Source organism: Fervidobacterium gondwanense DSM 13020, from assembly GCF_900143265.1.
In the GTDB taxonomy this organism is placed as follows: Bacteria; Thermotogota; Thermotogae; order Thermotogales; family Fervidobacteriaceae; genus Fervidobacterium; species Fervidobacterium gondwanense.
The window spans coordinates 93,848-109,155 of record NZ_FRDJ01000005.1; the positions used below are offsets into that span (position 1 = coordinate 93,848).

General features: G+C 40.8%; 16 protein-coding genes. 10 read left to right on the forward strand and 6 right to left on the reverse strand.

Annotated features, from left to right (window positions below; all coding sequences use genetic code 11):
- The first annotated feature begins 22 nt into the window (after window positions 1-22).
- On the forward strand, window positions 23-823 hold the full coding sequence (gene amrB, locus BUA11_RS05880; protein WP_072759370.1) for an AmmeMemoRadiSam system protein B: 801 nt from the start codon (window positions 23-25) through the stop codon (window positions 821-823).
- Between the two features lie 43 nt (window positions 824-866).
- Here amrB and mscL read toward each other — a convergent pair whose 3' ends face one another.
- Genes mscL through sufC form a run of 6 tightly spaced genes read right to left on the reverse strand, consistent with a single transcriptional unit; the run spans window position 867 to window position 6,236 of the window.
- A complete protein-coding gene (gene mscL, locus BUA11_RS05885; protein WP_072759372.1) occupies window positions 867-1,220 on the reverse strand; it encodes a large conductance mechanosensitive channel protein MscL in 354 nt (117 codons plus the stop codon).
- Between the two features lie 27 nt (window positions 1,221-1,247).
- Window positions 1,248-1,658, reverse strand: coding sequence for a Fe-S cluster assembly sulfur transfer protein SufU (gene sufU, locus BUA11_RS05890; protein WP_072759374.1), 411 nt, complete (start codon window positions 1,656-1,658; stop codon window positions 1,248-1,250).
- On the reverse strand, window positions 1,655-2,914 hold the full coding sequence (locus BUA11_RS05895; protein ID WP_072759376.1) for a SufS family cysteine desulfurase: 1,260 nt from the start codon (window positions 2,912-2,914) through the stop codon (window positions 1,655-1,657). Before BUA11_RS05895 ends, sufU begins: the two co-directional genes overlap by 4 nt.
- A complete protein-coding gene (locus tag BUA11_RS05900) occupies window positions 2,889-4,034 on the reverse strand; it encodes a SufD family Fe-S cluster assembly protein (RefSeq protein ID WP_178137753.1) in 1,146 nt (381 codons plus the stop codon). The genes BUA11_RS05895 and BUA11_RS05900 overlap by 26 nt, the downstream gene beginning before the upstream one ends.
- A 24-nt stretch (window positions 4,035-4,058) precedes the next feature.
- Complete coding sequence (sufB, locus tag BUA11_RS05905; RefSeq protein WP_072759378.1) at window positions 4,059-5,468, reverse strand: Fe-S cluster assembly protein SufB; 1,410 nt, start codon at window positions 5,466-5,468, stop codon at window positions 4,059-4,061.
- A 15-nt stretch (window positions 5,469-5,483) separates the two neighbouring features.
- Window positions 5,484-6,236: a Fe-S cluster assembly ATPase SufC gene (sufC, locus tag BUA11_RS05910; RefSeq protein WP_072759380.1), complete on the reverse strand. Its 753-nt coding sequence runs from the start codon at window positions 6,234-6,236 to the stop codon at window positions 5,484-5,486.
- A 169-nt stretch (window positions 6,237-6,405) separates the two neighbouring features.
- On the opposite strand from sufC, the gene BUA11_RS05915 reads away from it, so the two are divergent.
- The 9 genes from BUA11_RS05915 to BUA11_RS05955 all read left to right on the forward strand — a co-directional run bounded on the left by BUA11_RS05915 (window position 6,406) and on the right by BUA11_RS05955 (window position 15,307).
- Window positions 6,406-6,978, forward strand: a complete 573-nt coding sequence (locus tag BUA11_RS05915) for an ECF transporter S component (RefSeq protein WP_072759383.1) — start codon at window positions 6,406-6,408, stop codon at window positions 6,976-6,978.
- A gap of 24 nt (window positions 6,979-7,002) precedes the next feature.
- Window positions 7,003-7,785 carry an energy-coupling factor transporter transmembrane component T family protein gene (locus BUA11_RS05920; RefSeq protein ID WP_072759385.1) on the forward strand — a complete coding sequence of 261 codons (783 nt, stop codon included), beginning with the start codon at window positions 7,003-7,005 and terminating at the stop codon, window positions 7,783-7,785.
- Complete coding sequence (locus BUA11_RS05925) at window positions 7,767-8,621, forward strand: energy-coupling factor ABC transporter ATP-binding protein (protein ID WP_245789563.1); 855 nt, start codon at window positions 7,767-7,769, stop codon at window positions 8,619-8,621. Before BUA11_RS05920 ends, BUA11_RS05925 begins: the two co-directional genes overlap by 19 nt.
- Window positions 8,622-8,637: 16 nt before the next feature.
- Entirely contained in the window at window positions 8,638-9,471 is an 834-nt protein-coding gene (locus BUA11_RS05930; protein WP_245789565.1) for an energy-coupling factor ABC transporter ATP-binding protein, read from the forward strand.
- A 20-nt stretch (window positions 9,472-9,491) separates the two neighbouring features.
- The gene (locus BUA11_RS05935; protein ID WP_072759387.1) at window positions 9,492-10,718 is read left to right on the forward strand and encodes a M48 family metallopeptidase; all 1,227 of its coding nucleotides are present in this window, start codon (window positions 9,492-9,494) and stop codon (window positions 10,716-10,718) included.
- Window positions 10,719-10,733: 15 nt separating this feature from the next.
- On the forward strand, window positions 10,734-11,276 hold the full coding sequence (locus BUA11_RS05940; RefSeq protein WP_245789567.1) for a thermonuclease family protein: 543 nt from the start codon (window positions 10,734-10,736) through the stop codon (window positions 11,274-11,276).
- A gap of 152 nt (window positions 11,277-11,428) precedes the next feature.
- On the forward strand, window positions 11,429-12,544 hold the full coding sequence (locus BUA11_RS05945) for a DUF3798 domain-containing protein (RefSeq protein ID WP_072759392.1): 1,116 nt from the start codon (window positions 11,429-11,431) through the stop codon (window positions 12,542-12,544).
- A 109-nt stretch (window positions 12,545-12,653) separates the two neighbouring features.
- The gene (locus BUA11_RS05950; RefSeq protein WP_072759394.1) at window positions 12,654-14,246 is read left to right on the forward strand and encodes a sugar ABC transporter ATP-binding protein; all 1,593 of its coding nucleotides are present in this window, start codon (window positions 12,654-12,656) and stop codon (window positions 14,244-14,246) included.
- Window positions 14,243-15,307 carry an ABC transporter permease subunit gene (locus tag BUA11_RS05955; RefSeq protein ID WP_072759396.1) on the forward strand — a complete coding sequence of 355 codons (1,065 nt, stop codon included), beginning with the start codon at window positions 14,243-14,245 and terminating at the stop codon, window positions 15,305-15,307. Before BUA11_RS05950 ends, BUA11_RS05955 begins: the two co-directional genes overlap by 4 nt.
- The last annotated feature ends 1 nt before the right edge of the window (window position 15,308 follow it).

Sequence of the window (15,308 nt, forward strand, 5' to 3'; positions counted from 1 at the left end):
CTTAATGAAGGGAAGGAGAGTTATGGATAGAAAGCCAGTTGTTGCTGGTAAGTTTTATCCAGGTACTCCTAACCAACTTTTGAGCATGTGCCAAGCGTTCATAGGGGAAAAGAAAGACGTCGATTTCTTAAAACACCCGGTCGGATTGATATTGCCACACGCGGGTTACGTTTACAGCGGAAAGACGGCAGGGCTCGGTATAAAAGAAGCCTTAAATTTTGGCAGACCGAAAAACGTTATAATTCTTGGACCCAATCACACTGGTTATGGTATGTCCGTCTCCGTTTGGACGAGCGGCTCATGGAATACACCCATCGGAAGTGTCAAGGTAAACGAGGAGATGGCAAAGAAGCTTGTGGATGAAGAAGTGATATATTCAGATGAAATGGCTCATATGTATGAACATTCCATAGAAGTTCAACTACCATTACTTTTGCATGCATTTGGCGAATTTTCTTTGGTGCCAATATGTATGATGGAACAGCGTCTTTCAACAGTCAAGATTGTAGCAGGAAAGATTAGAGAAATACTTAAAGAATATCCGGAAACCTTGGTGGTTGCCTCTTCCGATTTCAACCACTATGACTCCCACGATTTGACGATTCAAAAAGACGAGATCGCTATAAACAGAATTCTAAATGGCGATTTGGAAGGACTTTACAGCGATTTGAAAAAATACGATATAACCATGTGTGGACCGGGACCTGTGAGTGTTGTGAGGAGTTTATTTGAAAATATAAGGCTTGTTTACCATACAACAAGTGCAGAGTTTTCTCAAGACTATTCGTACACAGTTGGCTATGCCTCTTTCGTTCTTTGGTGACTTTATGCGACAAAAACAAACCTGGGTACTCCCCAGGTCTGTTTTATTTCTTTACCTTTTCTTCTATCTTTTTTGCGGCTAATTCAGCAGCTATTTTCGCTCTCTCTGCAGCTTTATTAAGCGCTCTCACAAGTATGAAAACAAGAAATGCAACGATCAGAAAATCGATCGCAGCCGATACAACTTTACCCCAGAAAATGCCGTGCCACTGTAAGTCTTCTATTTTCCCAATGCGTGCCCTTGTTAAAACTGGTTGGAATATCGCAGGCATGAGTAGATCGTTAACGAAAGAAGTAACGAGCTGGTTCAACTTTCCACCGATGATAATCGCAACAGCTAAACCTATGACGTTGTACTGCTTCAAAAAGTCAGAGAATTCTTTAATGATCTTTTTCATACTCCATCCCCCTCTCTATAAAATATCCTATTTCTCCTCATTCAAAGCAAGTTCAAGCGTTTTCCAAGGAAGTAAAAAGCACTTTACACGCATTGGATAGTTCTTCACATCGTAGAAGTTCACAATAGGACCGAGTACATTTTCATCGAATTCTTTACCAAGCATCATGTTTTCAGCGTTTTTCATTATTTCAATCGCTTGTTGTTTTGTCTTCCCTATGAGTTGCTCAATCATAACATTTGTTGAGGCTTGGCTTATTGCACATCCATGCCCTTCGAACTTTACATCGACTATCTTATCTCCGTCAAACAAAAAGTACAATGTTACTTCATCCCCGCAAGATAGGTTCTTACCTTCCTCAATCTTATGTGCATTTTCTATCTTCCCGTGGAACTTCTTAAGCTTTGAGTAATCCATGATGAATTCAGAATATATCATTCAAACCACCTCTTTACATTTTTTAATCCTTCAACTAGAATGTCGATATCTTCCTTCGTGTTGTAGAAATACACACTCGCCCTTACGGTCGAATTCGGAAAGTCGATTTTTGAACCTTTTTTAAGCACACTCATCAACGGTTGTGCACAATGATGTCCGCTCCTTGTTGCAACGCCAAAGTTTTCATCGAGGATATGTGCAACATCGTGCGGATGCACACCAATCATATTAAATGATACCAAAGATTTGTGCGAATTATCAATAGGACCATAGATTTCCACAAAATTAAGTTTCATAAGCTCAGAGAGCAAATAAGATGAAAGATCTTCAATGTGTTTTTCAATCTTTTCAAAACCAAGATTTTCAAGATAATCTAAAGTATAGCCAAGCCCAACAGCTCCAGCTATATGTTGAGTGCCTGCTTCGAATTTGTAAGGCAGGACGTTAAAAGAAACATCTTTGAAAGTTACTTTATCTATCATCTCTCCGCCATAAAAGAAAGGTTCAAGCCTTTCAAGGAGCTCCTTCTTACCATAGAGCACACCAATACCGGTTGGAGCGATCATCTTGTGCCCTGAAAAAACGAGAAAGTCTATGTTCAACTTTTTAACATCGATTTTCTTGTGCGGGACTAACTGTGCCCCGTCTATTATTAAAATCGAATCGTTAAAAGTTTCCCTGATGAGTTCCAGAGGCATCTGTTGACCTGTTACGTTCGACTGGCCTGTGATAGATACGATTTTCGGCTTGTGCTTCTTTGCCTCTCGTATAGCTTCGGTTGTTATTACCCCTTTCTCGTCAGCTTCGATATATTCAACCTTGAAGCCATAGAATTTCGAAAGCCTGACCCAAGGAACGAGATTTGCGTGGTGCTCAACTTGTGAAAGTAATACAGTATCGCCAGAGCTTAACAATCCACTTTTAACAAGAGAATTCACCAAAAAATTAATTCCCATAGTTGTCCCGCTTGTGAAGATGACTTCAGTGCTTTCTGCATTCAGAAACTTGGCAACCTTTTCTCGAGCGTTTTCGTATTCGACGGTAGCTTCGCTTGCCAGTGTGTGGACAGCTCTGTGGATATTTGAATAGTGGTAAAGGTAAAAATCCGCCATCTTCTCGATGACGGATTTACTTTTCAAAGTACTTGCTGCATTATCAAGATAAACTAATCTCTTTCCATTTATTTCTCTGCTCAATGAAGGAAAATCAGACAATATTTTACAAAAATCTTCATCTGACCACACTGTTGAGTGCATTCTCAACAACCCCTTCCAGATTGTAAGCTGTTAGTTCTTCTTTTAGTGTTTCAAATACACCCCTAACTATCAAATTCTGCGCATCTTTCATAGGTATTCCTCTTGTCATCAAGTAAAACACCATACTTTCGTCTATTGGTGAACTGCTTGCAGCGTGTGAAGCTACGACGTCGTTTTCGTCGACCATAAGGCTCGGTATTGCATCGACTTTTGCCTTTTCAGAAATAAGAGTTGCGTGGTTGCTTTGGTGTGCTTCAACTTCCTTTGCACCGCTGAGTATGTCCATTATGCCTCTGAATACGACCTTTGATTCCTCAGCCAAGACACCTTTCGCATCTACATTGCCGTAACTGTTCGGTTTGTAAAATCTCATTAGATAGAGAATATCAATGACCGTCTTTGTGCTCCCAAGATAGTAAGGTTTCACATCTGCGTAAGAATTCTCGCCGTTCAACCTGACACCGAAGTATCCAGCATTTATTTTACCACCAAAATAGAAATCTTTCACTATCAATTTTGAGTTATCTTCAACATCTATGAAAACGTTCGAGACGATCAATTCTCCATTCGATGGTCCAATGTACAAGTTATATAGATTTACTTCTGTTCCTTCTCTGATTTTAATCCTTAAATTGCCTATATGGAACGGATTTTGTACGAGTCTAACGAGTTCTAATTTTCCTTTTCTGACATCGATTAAAGTGTTATCGTACTGGCTAATGTCGTTTATGATAAGCTTGGTGTCTTCTTCGACTACAATGTAATCTCCGCTTGAAGAGAAAACATCTGCAAGAAGAACAAATTTCCTATCGCTACCTTCGAAATCCATACTCTCGAGCAATTCAAGAGCTTCTTCGTCTATTGTCTCAAGTCCCTTATAAGGAAGAATATTTGGAAGTGTAAGATTCTTTAAGCCAGTTCTCTTCCATACAGGAAACTTGTATGTCAGATATTCAGATAGCCTTTTTATTCTCCATTCGTCCAAGAGGTTGTTCCCGCTCGGTTTAAAATCATCGACAGGATAATCAGCAATGTCCATCGTCTTCCTTTGAGGCACTATTGCTCTGAGATTCTGATGACTCAACCTTAATGTCTTTTCTATTCTTTCAACTTTCTCCATTATCTTCACCATCCTTATGATCCATCAGCCTATGGACGATTCTATTTCCATATCGACGAGCCTATTCAACTCGATTGCATATTCAAATGGAAGTTCCTGCACGACTGGCTGTATGAATCCTTTTACAATGAGCCCCTTTGCCTCAAGCTCGCTCAATCCTCTGCTCATCAGGTAGAATATCTGCTCGTCTTTTATCCTGCCGATCTTCGCTTCGTGCCCTACATCTGAGTCGGTGTTGTGTATCTCGATTATTGGTACTGTATCGCTCTTAGACTTATTATCTATCATTAAACCTGTACAGCTGACGCTCGCTTTTGAGTGCTTTGCGTTCTCCATGATCTTTAACAGTCCTCGGTAGAAAGACCATCCACCGCCGATGCTTATGCTCCTTGCATCAACTGTAGAGCGGGTGTTCTTACCTATGTGTATAACCTTTGAGCCAGTATCTATATGCTGACCCGGTCCTGCGAACGATATAGACACGTTCTCAGAGACAGAATTGTCACCTTTGAGTATCGTTGCTGGATAGACCATCGTTTTGTAACTTCCAAACGAACCTGACACCCAGGTCATTACGGCATCATCTTCAGCTATCGCTCTCTTAATCTCCAAATTGAACATATTCTTGCTCCAGTTTTGCATCGTCAGGTATTTGAGCTTTGCGCCCTTTTTGACGTACACTTCAACTGTTCCGACGTGCAGGTTCACAACATCGTACTTTGGAGCAGTACAACCTTCGATGTAAGTTACCTCGCTACCTTCGTCGGCTATTATTACGGTATGTTCGAATTGTCCACCGCCGGGATTTCCAAAAAGGAAGTATGACTGCAGCGGTAGAGGAACTTTCACGCCCTTCGGAACGTACAAGAACGTTCCACCGCTCCACAGAGCACCGTGCAGTGCAGCGTATTTGTTATCCGTTGGTGGAACAAGCTTCATGAAATACTCTTTCAGAAGATCAGGATACTCTTTAACCGCTGTTTCTATATCTATGAATATTACTCCGAGCTTTTTCAGCTCTTCTTTTATGTTCTTGTATATCATTTCGGAATCGAACTGAGCGCCGACGCCAGCTAAGTACTTGCGTTCTGCTTCTGGAATTCCCAGTTTATCGAACGCTTGTTTGATTTCTTCAGGAACTTCCTCCCACGTCGTTGTCTTATTGGCATTCGGTTTAACGTACGGAACTATTTTTGAAAGATCGAGTTCGTCTCTTGTAACGCCCCAGTCCGGTTCGTGCCACTTTTCGAATATATCGAATGATTTAAGCCTGTGTTCTAACATCCAGCTTGGCTCATTTTTAGCCTCGGATATTTCATACACCAACTTCTTGTTGAGCCCTGCAGGAAGTCTCAACGCTGCGGGTACATTGACTTTCAGCTCGAAATTCTCTTTTCTCTTTAATTCGTACAGAAGTTCATGGAGGTCACTCATATTTTCGCCCCCTCATTATGCATTTTGCGAAGAGCCGTTGACTATTGCATAGCCAGTCTCTTCAACTTCATAAGCTAACGACTTGTCGCCCGTGAGAGCAACCTTACCGTCGACGTAAACGTGCACTTTATCAACGTCTAAGTAATTAAGAATCCTCGCGTAGTGGGTTATTATGAGCAGAGAAGTTCCCTCTTCTTTTAGCTTGTTAATCTGAGAAGCGACTATTCTCAACGCATCGACATCAAGTCCAGAATCTATTTCGTCCAATATTAAGAGCTTTGGTTTTAAGAACCTTGCTTGGAGAATTTCGCCCTTCTTCCTTTCCCCACCAGAAAATCCAAGATTTACGAACCTTTCAAGGAACTCAGAAGGAAGAGAAACATCGTTTAATATGGACTTCATCTCCTTATCGAGCTGGAAGAAAGTCTTATCTTCTCCGTGGAGTTTTCTGTAAGCTATGAGCAGGAGCTGGTCAAGTTTAACGCCCTCTATTTCGTATGGATTCTGGAATGTCATCATTATACCTCTCTGAGCGCGCTCGTCCGTTCTCAGCTCGAGTATTGATTCGCCCTCAAAAAATATGTCTCCAGAGACAACCTCATATTTCGGATTTCCCATTATCACATTTGCCAGAGTAGACTTTCCAGAACCGTTCGGTCCCATTATTGCGTGCACTTCACCGGGATTAATTTCAAGATTCACACCTTTGAGAATTACCTTATCCGATTCGCTCAACTTCGCCACTAAATCCTTTACTTGCAGAAGCATAAAAGCACCTCCGTATATTCAATTTTATTAGTTACTTAGGTTTTCCTAATTTATTATACCACACCATTCAGAGTTGTAAAGTAGATAACGTACAAATTTTGAATAGAAAGCAGAAAATGGTATAATATTGATATAGAAAAGACTACCTGATTTTAAGGAGGGGAAGGGTATGGAAAAGTCTTCAAAGTTCAACACGATGGTTCTTGTACTTATACCAGTTGCGGTGGGTATAAACTATGCGGGTAAGTTCTTTGCCGAATTGCTCAAGTTACCACTTTGGCTTGATTCGATAGGTACAGTTCTTGCGGCGATGCTTGCCGGTCCAGTTGTCGGCGGAATAAGCGGTGCTATCAACAACATAATATACGGCTTGACGATGGGACCCGTTTCCTTCATCTACGCGCTCACGAGCATAGGTATAGGTGTAGCAGCTGGTTTGCTCTATAAGGGCAAGATGTTTGAGAACGCTCTCAGGGCGCTCATAAGCGGTCTAATTATTGCACTCGTTGCGACGGTTATATCTGTTCCAATCAACGTGATATTCTGGGAAGGACAGACAGGCAATGTTTGGGGAGATGCACTCTTTGCGTTTCTGAGATCAAAGAATGTGGGTATATGGCCTGCTTCGTTCTTCGATGAGCTTGTTGTTGACCTTGTCGATAAGGTACTCACCGTCTACATAGCATTTGGAATATTCAAAGCGCTTCCGAAATCGTTGGTAAGCTCGTTCAGAGAAGAATAATCATAAACTTGGGGAGATTAAAAGTTGAAGGTACTGAGTCTTTATGTTGAAAATGATACGCCAGTTCATAAGCTTGCACCTTCCACGAAGCTCTGGTACGCTTTTTCATCAGTTATAATAGCATTCTTATTTAGTTCATTGTGGATAGGAGCAGTGCTCCTATCCATATCTTTATTACTATCTTTAGTAGCAAAGGTATTTCGACATATGTTAAAGCTAATCGGTGCTGTGCTTATCGTTTCTCTTACAATGCTCTTCATACAAGGCATGTACTATCAAGGCAATGAAACACTCGTTTTTTCGCTTTGGAAGTTTCATTTTTACAAAGAGGGTCTGATTCACGCTTTATTATTGATACTCAGGGTTTTCAACATGATAGTTTCGTTTGGAATATTGATTCTCACAACCAAACCTTCTGATTTGGTTACGGATCTTGTTCAAAACGGACTTTCACCGAGATTTGGATACGTCTTGTCTTCTGTTCTTCAAGTCATACCCCAGATGATTTCAACATCCTACACGATAATAGATGCGCAGAAATCAAGGGGACTCGATACAGAAGGTAGTGTTTTAAAAAAATTGAGAGCGTTCTTCGCACTCATAGGACCTCTCGTTTTGAGTTCGCTTGTGGAGGCACGTGAGAGGGCGGTAGCTATCGAACTGAGAGGCTTCAGCATTGAAGGGACAAGAACATTTGTAAACCCTGTTGTTGAGAGCCATGCTGATAGATGGATAAAAATGTTTACAAAGACATTGGTTATATTTGCAATTGCATGGAGGGGCTTGTTGTGGATAATCCAAAGATAGTTGTTGATAACTTGAGCTATCGCTATCCAACTGCGCAGAGGTTTGCCATAGAGAATATCTCGTTTAGCGTTTCAAAAGGTGAATTTGTTGGAGTCATCGGGCGAAATGGTTCTGGAAAATCGACATTATGCCTCTCTATATCAGGGCTCGCACCAAAGCTTTTCCGTGGTAAGCGCCTTGGTTCTGTTCTTATCGATGGTGTAGACGTGCTTGAAATGTCAAGGCGAGATGTTATTAAAAAGGTAGGTTTAGTGCTTCAAAATCCTTTTTCACAGATAAGTGGGGCAAAAATGACGGTGTTCGAAGAAGTTGCTTTCGGTCTTGAAAACCTTGGGATCGAGAGAGATGAGATGATTGAGAAAGTTGAAGCCATTTTGAAAAGAGTGGGGCTTTGGGAGAAAAAATTCGAAAATCCATTTGAACTCTCTGGCGGGCAATTGCAGAGGTTGGCAATAGCGAGTATGTTGGTGCTTGAGCCTGAAGTGATAATTTTGGACGAACCTACATCTCAACTCGACCCACAGGGAACTGTCGAAGTCTTCGAGATATTAACCGAGCTGAGAAAAAGCGGTTTCACAATCATTTTGGTTGAGCACAAATTGGAAAAACTCGTGGAATATGCAGACAGAATATTATTCTTAAATGATGGAAAATTAATAGCATACGATGAGCCGGAGAAGGTATTCTCAATGGAAGAGGTTGAGACTTATGGAGTAGGTATGCCAATTTACACGTCTTTTTGCAAAAAGCTGAATATTAGAAATCAAAGCGGATATTATCCGGTGAAGTTTGATGAAACCGTTCAACTGATAAGGTCGCTGAATGGTATAGCATAGACTTAGATTTCAAGAGGTGAACATTACGAGCAGTTTAGAATCTAAATTTGAAAAATCACTGATAACCGTTCAGAATCTGTACTTCACCTACAAAGATGAAGAGTATGTATTAAAAAATATATCCGTTGAAATCGACAGCAGGCCTACTGCAATCGTAGGGCAAAACGGAGCGGGTAAGACAACATTCGTCAAGCTTTTAAAAGGTCTTCTGACACCCTCTAAGGGCGATATTTTTGTCTGCGGTATGAACACAAAGGATAAGACAGTGGCAGAACTTTCAAAAGTCATAGGGCTCGTCTTCCAAAATCCATCAGACCAGATATTCAAAAGCAAAGTGATAGATGAAGTTATGTTTGGACCACTAAACATTTTAAAAGATAAGCAGGAGGCTTACAAAAAGTCTATCAAAGCTCTTGAAATTGTCGGGCTAAATGGCCGTGAGCATGACCATCCGTACGATTTGACACTATCTGAGAGAAAACTCCTCTGTCTTGCATCGGTGCTTGCTATGGAGCCAGACATTCTGATCTTAGACGAGCCAACGATCGCTCAGGATAGGTATTCTGTAAAGAGATTGGGTGAAATTATCCAAGAGCTTATAAAGAACGGAAAGAGTGTTATAACTATCACGCACGATATGGATTTTGTCCTTGAGAATTTTGAAAGAACAATAGTATTTAACGAAGGGATTATAGTCTCAGATGGTGAGACCGAGAAAGTATTGGGCGATGACGAAATAATCCAAAAGTCGCATCTTGAAACACCTTGGATAATAAGATTGAGCAGGGTTTTAGATAGAACACCGAGAAGTATTTTTGAAATTCTTGAGAGAGGTCAAGAAAATATATAAATCATCTAAGGGGGAGTTTTATGAACACTTTCGCTCTTATTTTCGTAGCCGTAATTGTAGTAAGAGCTGTTTGGGATATCTTGCTCGATTGGTTAAATCTCAGGTATACTTTAAGTCCAGCTTCGATTATTCCTGAAGTTTTGAAAGACAAATTGACAATGGAAGATTTTGCAAAGGCGAAGAGCTATTTAAAAGACAGGACCTACTTCGGAATTCTTAGCAAACTTGTGAGCCTTGCTGTTGATTTGGTTCTTATCTTGAAAATTTTCCCGCTGTTAGAGAATGTTGTATCAGCAAAAAGTTCAGTGATACTTCAAGCCATATTGTTCTTTGCTTTGTATTATTTGATCGAGAAAATTGTCGAATTGCCATTCAAGGTTTACTCAACTTTCGTGATAGAACAGAAATACGGATTCAACACCACTACGCCGAAACTATTCGCGAGAGATGAAATAATAAGCACATTGTTGGCAGCTGCAATAGGCTTTCCGATAATTGCTGTAATTATGATGGTTATCAAATATACGGTGTGGTGGTGGCAGCTATCACTATTCGCAATTCTTTTCATTTTATTCTTCTCTTTCATACAGCCCATACTTATAGCTCCGCTGTTCTATAAGTTCTCAAAACTTGAAGATGAAGAGCTTGAAGAGAAGATAAATCAGATACTCAATAGAGCAAAAATCAAAGTTCCAAATATCTTCAAAATGGATGCATCAAGAAGAACTAAGAAGCAAAATGCATATGTTACAGGCATAGGAAAATCGAGAAGACTTGTGTTGTTCGATACAATCCTGAGCTATTCGCATGACGAAATATTAGCAGTTGTAGCACATGAGCTCGGACATCATGTGAGAAGGCACTTGCCTAAGCTAATAATTCTCAACGCTTTATTCATAGCTTTCGTCTTATATCTCACAAACTGGACGTACAACTTTATAAACAGTGCCAAAATTTTTGGAGCATCACAACCATACACAAACTTTGCCTACGCTTTCATATTCATCTCTTCTTTGATGTTCTTCATTGAGCCTTTGGTTAACTTCTTCTCTCGAAAAATGGAGTACGAAGCGGATGAATATTCCGCAAAGCTCTTAGGAACATCCGAGCCTTTGATCTCATCTTTGAAAAGGCTTGTAAAAGAGAATCTGTCCAACCCGAACCCTATGCCTCTATACAAAGCATGGCATTACTCGCATCCGGCTCCAGAAGAGAGAATAAAACATCTTTTGGAGCTGAAAATTTGAAAAGGGGTAATGCGTGTGGCAAGAAGGAGAAAGCAAACCATATCTCTCGGAAGCTTAGTTACAGCGATAATTGTGCTGATTGTTCTTTTCTTACAGCAACAGGGTGAATTCAAAAAAGCAACAGTATTAGAAGTTATAGACGGAGATACAATCAAAGTCAGTATAGCCGGGGAAGAGTACAAAGTCCGGCTTATAGGTGTTAACACACCTGAAACGAAACACCCGGTGAAGAAAGTGGAATATTACGGTCCGGAAGCGAAGGCTTTTACAAAAAAGTTCTTAACGGGCAGAACTGTATATCTTGAATTTGATGTTGGAGAAAAGGATAGGTACGGAAGACTTCTTGCGTATGTCTGGCTCGAGAAACCGAAAGATAGAACAAATGAAGAAATTAGAAAGAAAATGTTCAATGCCATATTGTTGCTCGAAGGGTATGCGCAAGTAATGACAGTTCAACCTAATGTTAAATATGTGGATTATTTTATAGAATACCAACGCGAAGCGAGAGAAAATAACAAAGGATTGTGGGGGTATAACAAGAAGAGAAATAGCAAATAAAGTTGTTGAAAACATTATTCTATCAGTGCTTTGGAATCTGACATTTAAAACGGCCGAGAGCAGTAATATATGTTACATAGAGAATTTGGAACGTTCCACAATGATATGATATAATTTGAGTGTTCCACACTATACCGAGGGAGGGGTAGGATATGAAGAAACTTCTTGTTTTGCTTGTAGCTGTTCTTCTTGTTTCATCGCTTTACGCAGCTCTTGGATTCAAGATCGGAGTTGTTACGGGAACGGTTTCTCAAGGTGAAGATGAGTACCGCGGAGCTGAGGCTGTAGTTAAGAAGTACGGTAAAGAGATCATCCACGTGACATATCCAGACAAATTCATGCAAGAGCAAGAAACAACGATAGCAAGAATTGTGGAACTTGCGTACGACCCACAGGTAAAGGCTATCGTCATATGCCAAGGAGTACCAGGAACAACAGCGGCAATAAGAAGAGTTAAAGAAATGAGAAAAGATATTGTCTTTGTTGTCGGAGTGCCACACGAAGATCCAGGTGTCATCTCACCAGCAGCAGATGTGATTCTTGAGGTTGATACCCCAGGTCGTGGAAAGACGATAGTCGAGCTTGCAAAGAAGATGGGTGTCGAAACGATAATTCACTATTCTTTCCCAAGACACATGAGCTACAAACTCTTAGCTGAAAGAAGAGACATAATGGAAAAGACAGCTAAGGAAATGGGCATAAACTTCGTATTTGTTTCCGCTCCAGACCCACTTGGAGAACAGGGTTTAACAGGTGCACAACAATTCATTCTTGAAGACGTTCCAAGACAACTCGCAAAATACGGTCCAAAGACAGGTTTCTTCTCAACAAACTGCGGTATGCAAGAACCTCTCCAGAAAGCTATACTTAAACATGGCGGTTACTACCTCGAACCATGCTGTCCATCACCAACGCACGGATTCCCTGGAACTCTTGGTATATCCATTCCTGAAGACAAGAAAGGCGATATGACATACATATTGAAAGTAGTCAACCAAAAGATCGTTGAAATGGGCGGTGCAGGAAGATTTGCAACATGGCCAGTTCCAATGAACATGCTCTTTGTTGAAGCAGGCGTGGAAATTGCTAAGAACTTGGTCCAGAAGAAAGTCAGCCCAACAAACTTAAATGGTATAAAACTCATCGTTACAGAAGCCGCAAAGACAAAGTATCCAAAAGCAGCACTTGAGGCAAGAACACTCAGCCCATACAAGAACTACTACATGTTCATCCACAAGTCAGTAATATTTGGGGTTGACAAATTCTAATTCGGTGATCCATATTTAAACCTAAATAGGTGTCGGCATTTTGCCGACACCTTATATTAATAACCGTGCATTAGTTTAACCATTCCGAAGCGGGGAGGTAAGATACCGGATGAGTTATGTGCTTGAGATGAAGGGGATTTCTAAGTCTTATTACGGCAACCAAGTTCTTAAAAACGTTTCCATATCAGTTGGCGAAGGTGAAGTGCTCGGCTTAGTCGGCGAAAACGGTGCTGGTAAGTCGACATTGATGAATATCTTGTTCGGGATGCCTGTCATACATTCAACGGGTGGTTTCGAAGGGGAGATAATTTTCAACGGTCAGAAGGTGAACATCGATTCTCCCTTGAAAGCGATGGAACTTGGAATAGGTATGGTCCACCAGGAATTCATGCTCTTGCCCGGTTTTACAGTAACAGAGAATATCAAGCTCAACAGAGAGATAACAAAACCGAATTTTGTAAGCCAAATGTTCGGTAAAAGGTTAGAGACGTTAGATATGCCCACAATGAGGCAAGAAGCACGAAATGCTTTGGATACTATAAAAATGCACTCAATTGACGAACTTGAGCTAATAGCAAGACTTCCCGTTGCACACAAGCAGTTCGTTGAGATTGCTCGTGAAATCGATAAGAAAAGTTTGAAGCTACTCGTGCTTGATGAACCTACTGCTGTTTTGACTGAATCGGAAGCAGAAAACTTGTTGAATGTAATAAGGTTGCTTTCTGAGAAGGGAATCGCAATAATATTTATATCGCACCGATTACACGAAATTTTGGAGGTAGCGCACAGAATTGTTATACTGCGTGATGGTATGTTAGTAGCAGAAGGGAAGAAGGAAGAATTTACTATTTATCAAATTGCAGAAAAGATGGTTGGAAGGAAAATCGAGAACGTAGAACTTCCGCCAAGAAAAAAAGAAATAGATGAAAAAAATGTCATAATGTCAATAAAGCACCTGAAAGTCCATATGCCTGGTGAAGAAGTCCGCGACTTTTCAATAGATATTCGCGAAGGTGAGATACTTGGAATAGGTGGTCTCGCCGGTCAAGGTAAGCTTGGTGTTGCAAACGGAATATTTGGATTGTATCCAGCCGAAGGGGAAGTAACTTACAATGGGAAAGAGTTCCAGCTTAACTCCCCGTTGTATTCTTTGAGAAATGGAATAGTTTACGTTTCAGAAGACAGAAGGGGTGTAGGATTGCTCTTAGATGAATCTGTGGAGATGAACATAGTTGCGACGGCAATTTCTGCATTCAATATGTTCACAAAGAAGTTTCTCGGATTAACAATTTACGATAGAAAGGCTATTCGCGAACATGCTGTAAAACTCATTCATGAGCTTGACATACGCTGTAAAGGACCAACGCAACCTGTGAGGAGGTTGAGCGGTGGTAACCAGCAAAAAGTCTGTCTGGCAAGAGCATTCACCCTTAATCCGAAATTGCTCTTCGTTTCTGAGCCAACGCGCGGTATTGACGTTGGTGCGAAGAAACTCGTTTTGGATTACCTTGTCAAATTGAACCGCGAGCATGGAATTACAATAGTTCTCACATCGAGTGAATTAGCAGAGCTCAAATCGATATGTGACAGAATTGCCATCGTGGCAGAAGGAAAAGTTTCCGCTATCCTTCCACCAACAGCATCCGATGTTGAATTCGGTCTTGCAATGGCTGGAGAGGTAAAGGAGGTAAATGTAAAATGAGCGATACAAGAGCAAGTATTAAGAACATATTCACGAGCTTGAAAAAACTTGATTTGCCAATAATTGTTATCGTAATCTTCCTATTGTCCTTATTTGTTTTGGCTGGCATCACGAAGGTTTCTATATCATCGCTTTTAAACGACTCACTTGTGAGGATAGGAATGAATGGTGTATTAGTGCTCGCAATGTTGCCAACTATAAGAGCTGGAATAGGTCCGAATTTCGGTTTACCTGTTGGGATAATTGGTGGATTACTTGGTATGCTTATAGTGATGGAAAATCAAATAACAGGCCCAGCTGGGTTCTTCATAGCTATTGCAATTTCTATAGCGTTCAACTTAGGTTTTGGTTTGATATACGCATGGTTGCTCGATAAGGTTCGCGGTCAAGAGATGATGGTTGAGACGTATGTTGGATACTCAATAGTTGCGTTTATGTCAATCATGTGGTTAGTCCTACCATTTTCGAGCCCAGAGATGGTATGGGCTATAGGAGGAAAGGGTTTAAGGTATACGCTTACCCTGCAGAACTACTTTGACAAAGTTTTGAACAACTTCTGGCGCTTCAAAGTCTTTGGAGAATTCTACTTTCCAACCGGTTTGATACTCTTCTTTGCGTTTATGTGTTTTGTGGTATATCTATTTTTCAAAACAAAGTCCGGTCTTGGGATAGATTTGGTTGGTCAGAACGAACTTTACGCGATTAGTTCCGGTGTAAAACCGAAAAAGGCTCGGAGAAATGCTGTAATACTTTCAACAGTCTTAGCAGGTATAGGTATTATAGTTTACGCTCAGAGCTACGGATTTGTCCAGCTGTATCAAGCACCTCTATTCATGACATTTCCAGCAGTTGCCTCAATCCTTATAGGTGGAGCTTCTATAAGGCGTGCATCAATTACTAATGTTGTCTTAGGAACTATTGTCTTCCAAACACTGCTTACCGTTTCGCTTCCTGTACTCAGCCAAGTTACCAGAGGTGACATCACCGAGGTAATGAGGTTGATAGTGAGTAATGGTATGATACTCTACGCGCTGACAAGAGCTCCAAAGGAGGCGAACTGAC

What these genes read in the sequence shown, in the direction of transcription:
- amrB (WP_072759370.1), top strand. Translation starts at nt 23, where the DNA reads ATGGATAGAAAGCCAGTTGTTGCTGGTAAGTTTTATCCAGGTACTCCT.
- mscL (WP_072759372.1), bottom strand. Translation starts at nt 1,220, where the DNA reads ATGAAAAAGATCATTAAAGAATTCTCTGACTTTTTGAAGCAGTACAAC.
- sufU (WP_072759374.1), bottom strand. Translation starts at nt 1,658, where the DNA reads ATGATATATTCTGAATTCATCATGGATTACTCAAAGCTTAAGAAGTTC.
- BUA11_RS05895 (WP_072759376.1), bottom strand. Translation starts at nt 2,914, where the DNA reads ATGCACTCAACAGTGTGGTCAGATGAAGATTTTTGTAAAATATTGTCT.
- BUA11_RS05900 (WP_178137753.1), bottom strand. Translation starts at nt 4,034, where the DNA reads ATGGAGAAAGTTGAAAGAATAGAAAAGACATTAAGGTTGAGTCATCAG.
- sufB (WP_072759378.1), bottom strand. Translation starts at nt 5,468, where the DNA reads ATGAGTGACCTCCATGAACTTCTGTACGAATTAAAGAGAAAAGAGAAT.
- sufC (WP_072759380.1), bottom strand. Translation starts at nt 6,236, where the DNA reads ATGCTTCTGCAAGTAAAGGATTTAGTGGCGAAGTTGAGCGAATCGGAT.
- BUA11_RS05915 (WP_072759383.1), top strand. Translation starts at nt 6,406, where the DNA reads ATGGAAAAGTCTTCAAAGTTCAACACGATGGTTCTTGTACTTATACCA.
- BUA11_RS05935 (WP_072759387.1), top strand. Translation starts at nt 9,492, where the DNA reads ATGAACACTTTCGCTCTTATTTTCGTAGCCGTAATTGTAGTAAGAGCT.
- BUA11_RS05945 (WP_072759392.1), top strand. Translation starts at nt 11,429, where the DNA reads ATGAAGAAACTTCTTGTTTTGCTTGTAGCTGTTCTTCTTGTTTCATCG.
- BUA11_RS05950 (WP_072759394.1), top strand. Translation starts at nt 12,654, where the DNA reads ATGAGTTATGTGCTTGAGATGAAGGGGATTTCTAAGTCTTATTACGGC.
- BUA11_RS05955 (WP_072759396.1), top strand. Translation starts at nt 14,243, where the DNA reads ATGAGCGATACAAGAGCAAGTATTAAGAACATATTCACGAGCTTGAAA.